Source organism: Micromonospora sp. KC606, assembly GCF_004348675.1.
In the GTDB taxonomy this organism is placed as follows: domain Bacteria; phylum Actinomycetota; class Actinomycetes; order Mycobacteriales; family Micromonosporaceae; genus Micromonospora.
The window spans coordinates 1-3,677 of sequence record NZ_SMKN01000337.1; the positions used below are offsets into that span (position 1 = coordinate 1).

Annotated in this window: 3 protein-coding genes and 2 pseudogenes; 1 reads left to right on the forward strand and 4 read right to left on the reverse strand. The window is 73.0% G+C overall.

The annotated features are described in order from the left end of the window. Positions 1–1,036 (forward strand): annotated as a pseudogene (locus tag E1193_RS30485) (transposase); the annotation flags it as partial. Between the two features lie 282 nt (positions 1,037–1,318). Here E1193_RS30485 and E1193_RS30490 read toward each other — a convergent pair. The 4 genes and pseudogenes from E1193_RS30490 to E1193_RS30505 all read right to left on the reverse strand — a co-directional run. After that, positions 1,319–1,912: an ATP/GTP-binding protein gene (locus E1193_RS30490; RefSeq protein ID WP_088964027.1), complete on the reverse strand. Its 594-nt coding sequence runs from the start codon at positions 1,910–1,912 to the stop codon at positions 1,319–1,321. Position 1,913: 1 nt separating this feature from the next. Continuing rightward, positions 1,914–2,291, reverse strand: coding sequence for a DUF742 domain-containing protein (locus tag E1193_RS30495; RefSeq protein ID WP_132186589.1), 378 nt, complete (start codon positions 2,289–2,291; stop codon positions 1,914–1,916). A 102-nt stretch (positions 2,292–2,393) separates the two neighbouring features. Further along, positions 2,394–2,798: a roadblock/LC7 domain-containing protein gene (locus E1193_RS30500; RefSeq protein ID WP_132186590.1), complete on the reverse strand. Its 405-nt coding sequence runs from the start codon at positions 2,796–2,798 to the stop codon at positions 2,394–2,396. Then, positions 2,795–3,677, reverse strand: a pseudogene (locus tag E1193_RS30505) (ATPase); the annotation flags it as partial. The gene E1193_RS30500 and the pseudogene E1193_RS30505, both read right to left, overlap by 4 nt.

Consider the following 3,677-nt stretch of genomic DNA (forward strand, 5'->3'; position numbering starts at 1 on the left):
CGCCGAAGCCGGTGAGCCGTTCCGGCCGACGCTGACCACGGCGGCGATCAACAGTGCCCGCGCCGAGCGGCAGCGCACCGTGATCCCGCCCCGCCCGAAGCCCAGCGGGGCGCTGACCTCGCCGACCGGCGGCTTCAGCGCGACCGACCTGAACCCTCCGGTGCCCACCCCGCGTCCCGAGCCCGAGGCCGCGCCACCGGGCTCGCGGGCCAACTGGCCGCTGGTCAACAACCCGGAGGACCCGGGCGACAACGCCGCCGACACCCCTGCCGTTCCGTCGTACGGCGACCGGGCCGGCCGACCGGCTGAGCCCGGCCAGGAGCGGCGGGTCACCCCGCCTTGGCTCGCCGACGACCTACCCCAGGAGCCGCCGATGCTGCGGCTCGTCGAGCCGCCACCGCTGGCGGACCGGGCGCTGCGCGACAATCTCCGTCCGCCGACCGACCCGGCTCTGGAGTCACCACCGCTGCGACTGGTGGATCGGGAGGAACCCGGCCGTGGGGCACGGGGAGCCCGCAGCGAGCGGCCGACCTCCGAGCGCCCGGCGGAGCCGGTCGAACGCCGGCCCGCCCCGATGGAGCACCGGCCCCCGCCGATCTCTGACGAGGGCGACGGCGACCTGCTGATCTTTGCCGAGGCCAAGTCCGCGTGGTTCGTCGGGCACACCGAGTCCACCGAACTGGACTGGTCGACGACGGCGGACACCGGCTGGCAGGCCGCCGAGCAGGCAGCCCGCCCGGCCGTCGGCTCGGAGACCAAGGCTGGGCTGCCCAAGCGGGTCCCGCAGGCCAACCTGGTGCCCGGCTCGCCGCTGCGCGACGAGCGTCCACTGCGGATCATCCGCGACGCGGCGAGCCTCGCCGAGAACACCACCGGCTACTTCCGCGGCTGGCGTCGCGGGCAGGAGATCGGCGGGTTCGCGGTCGGCGGCCGGCCGGGTCGGGAGTCGGCCGGTGGCTGGGACTTCAGCCGCGACCCGGCCGAGCGGGACGACGATCGGGAGTACGAGTTCCGGTCCGCAGGCTACCGCTCCTGACCACCTCGGCAGCGCCTTCCGCCCGGCTGGATGACGCCGGGTGACGCCGTGGCGGCCACCCGTCGGAGGGCTGCCCCGCAACGGCGCCTGGGGCACCCGCCCGCCGGCCCTGACGGGTTCGCGTGGGACGCCACGTCGCCGGTACGGAAACTCCGCCCATTCCGCCCTGCCGTCGGAGAAGGGCTGACCAGGACGCCGTCGCAAGTAGGCCCGGGGCCGCCAGAGGACGCAAAGACGCGCCCGGGGGCGGGCAGGTGCCGCCACCGGGCGCGTCGGGGTCGATCAGGCCGGCGCGACCGCGCGCGAACGGCGCATCGTCAGCACGTACTCGACCAGTGAGATCAGCACATGCTTGGTCGACTCCCGGTTACGGGCGTCACAGGCCACCACCGGCACGTCGGTCGAGATCGCCAGAGCGTCCCGGACGTCCTGCGGGTCGTGGTACTGCATCCCGTCGAAGCAGTTGATGGCCACCAGGTACGGCAACCGCCGGTGCTCGAAGAAGTCGATCGCCGCGAAGCAGTCGGCCAGTCGGCGGGTGTCCACCAGGACCACGGCACCGATGGCACCACGCACCAGTTCGTCCCACATGAACCAGAACCGCGTCTGGCCCGGGGTACCGAACAGGTACAGGATCAGGTCCCGGTCGATCGAGATACGACCGAAGTCCATCGCCACCGTGGTCGTCGTCTTTCCCGGCACCTGCCGGGTGTCGTCGACGCCCACGCCGGCGGAGGTCATGATCGCCTCGGTGGTCAACGGCGTGATCTCCGAGACCGAGCCGACCAGCGTCGTTTTACCGACGCCGAACCCACCGGCGATCACGATCTTCGCCGACGTCACGCGCCCGCTCGGGGCCGGCGGCCGGTGCGACATGTCAGAGCCTGCGAAGTCCACTCAGCACCCTCTCCAGCAGTTCAGTGCCCACCGCGTCGTCCGAGTCGTCCAGGATGGTCGGCTCGTGGACCGCGACCAGGCCGTCCGTCGCCATGTCGGCGATGAGCACCCGAGCCACGCCGAGCGGGAGCTGCATCCGCGCCGCAATCTCGGCCAGCGACTGCACACGTCCGTCACACAGCGCGGCGATGTACTGGTGTTCGCGGCCCTGGCCGCCGTTGCCACCGGCAGCGGCGCGACCGCGCACCGTCGTCTCGACGAGCGCCTCCAGGGCGATGTCGAGCCGGGGACGGGTACGACCACGGGTCACGGCGTATGGACGGACCAGCGCTCCGGTCGGTTCGTCACGATCGGCCATGTCGCCGCTCACCTCCCTCGTACCCGGCACCGGCTTCCGCCCGGTGACACCCGTCGTTGTTGTTGCGTCGTTGCTGCCGCGCCGACCGCCTGGTCAGCTCGGTCAGCCCATCATCCCGACAGCCGTCCGCGGCTGCGGCGTCAAGGCGTCGCCGACCCGGTCGACGAGCAGCGCCATCTCGTAGCCGACCTGGCCGACGTCGGAGCTACGGGCGGCCAGCACGGCGAACGAGGAGCCGTCCGAGATGGACATCAGGAACAGGAAACCGTTGTCCATCTCGACCACGGTCTGCAGCACCGCGCCGCCCTCGAAGCACCGGGCCGCGCCCTGGGTCAGGCTGACCAGGCCGGAAGCGATGGCGGCCAACTGGTCGGCCCGGTCCCGCGGCAGGTCTCGTGACGATGCGAGGAGCAGGCCGTCGGCGGAGACGGCGACCGCGTGCGCGACACCGGGCACCCGGTCGGCGAAGTTGGCCAGCAGCCAACCGAGATCCTGCGTAGTAGTCATCCTTCTTGCTCCTTCTGCCCGCTACCGGCTGCCGGGCCGGAGCCAGGCTGCGAGGATTGCTGCCCTCCCGGAGTTGCCTCCGGATTGGTGGGGTTGCTGTCCGAGGGGTTGCTCCGACCACGCTGCACGCCTCGATGGTAGGCGGAGAGCAGACCGCGCACCCCTTCCGGTGTACGCCGCTGCGCCGCGGGGGTGGGCTTCTCCACGGCGCCGGGCACGAGCTGCGCCATCGGCGTCCGCTTCGGCAGGCCGGTCTGGGTGGTGGCCGCCACCGGCACATCGGAGGCGGCGACGGCGGCACGCCAACCGTCGTCGGCCGCGGTCTGCCAGGCCGCGGACTGCGGGGCGGACCGGCGGGTGGGCGTGCTGTCGGCGAACGCCGGGCGGGTGCTCCCCTGGGTCGCCGAGCCGTTGTCGAACGGCGCTCCTCCGGCGGTCGGTGTGTTGGCCATCGGCGCATTACCTGTCGTCCGTGGTACGGGCTTCTGGACGGGGTGACCGGTGACGTCGACCACGGGCATCTGCTGGGTGGCGGCACCGTTGGCCGCCTTGGCCGTCGTCTCCTCGGGGCCCGGCTTGCGGGTACGGAACCAGGCCGACTCGAGCTCCCGGAAGATCGGCAGCTCCATGGTCTCGTCCGCGTACCGCTGCCGGTTCGCCGTCTCCTGCGGCGTGGACGGCCGGTTGACCGGCGCGGTCTGCCCGGACCGCGCCCGCGGCACGGGGGGCTGCGGCACCGTCGGCGGGGCGGGCGGCGTCGAGTACTCGGATCGGGCCACCCGGGGCAGCTCGGCGGTCATGTCGAGGGCGGCGGCGAGCCGCTCGGGCACCGGCGGAGCGGCGGTGTCCCGCTCGGGGTTGGCCACCGGCGGCCAGGCC

Excerpts from the sequence above, each read along its gene's own strand:
- E1193_RS30490 (WP_088964027.1), bottom strand. The coding sequence starts at position 1,912 with ATGTCGCACCGGCCGCCGGCCCCGAGCGGGCGCGTGACGTCGGCGAAG.
- E1193_RS30495 (WP_132186589.1), bottom strand. The coding sequence starts at position 2,291 with ATGGCCGATCGTGACGAACCGACCGGAGCGCTGGTCCGTCCATACGCC.
- E1193_RS30500 (WP_132186590.1), bottom strand. The coding sequence starts at position 2,798 with ATGACTACTACGCAGGATCTCGGTTGGCTGCTGGCCAACTTCGCCGAC.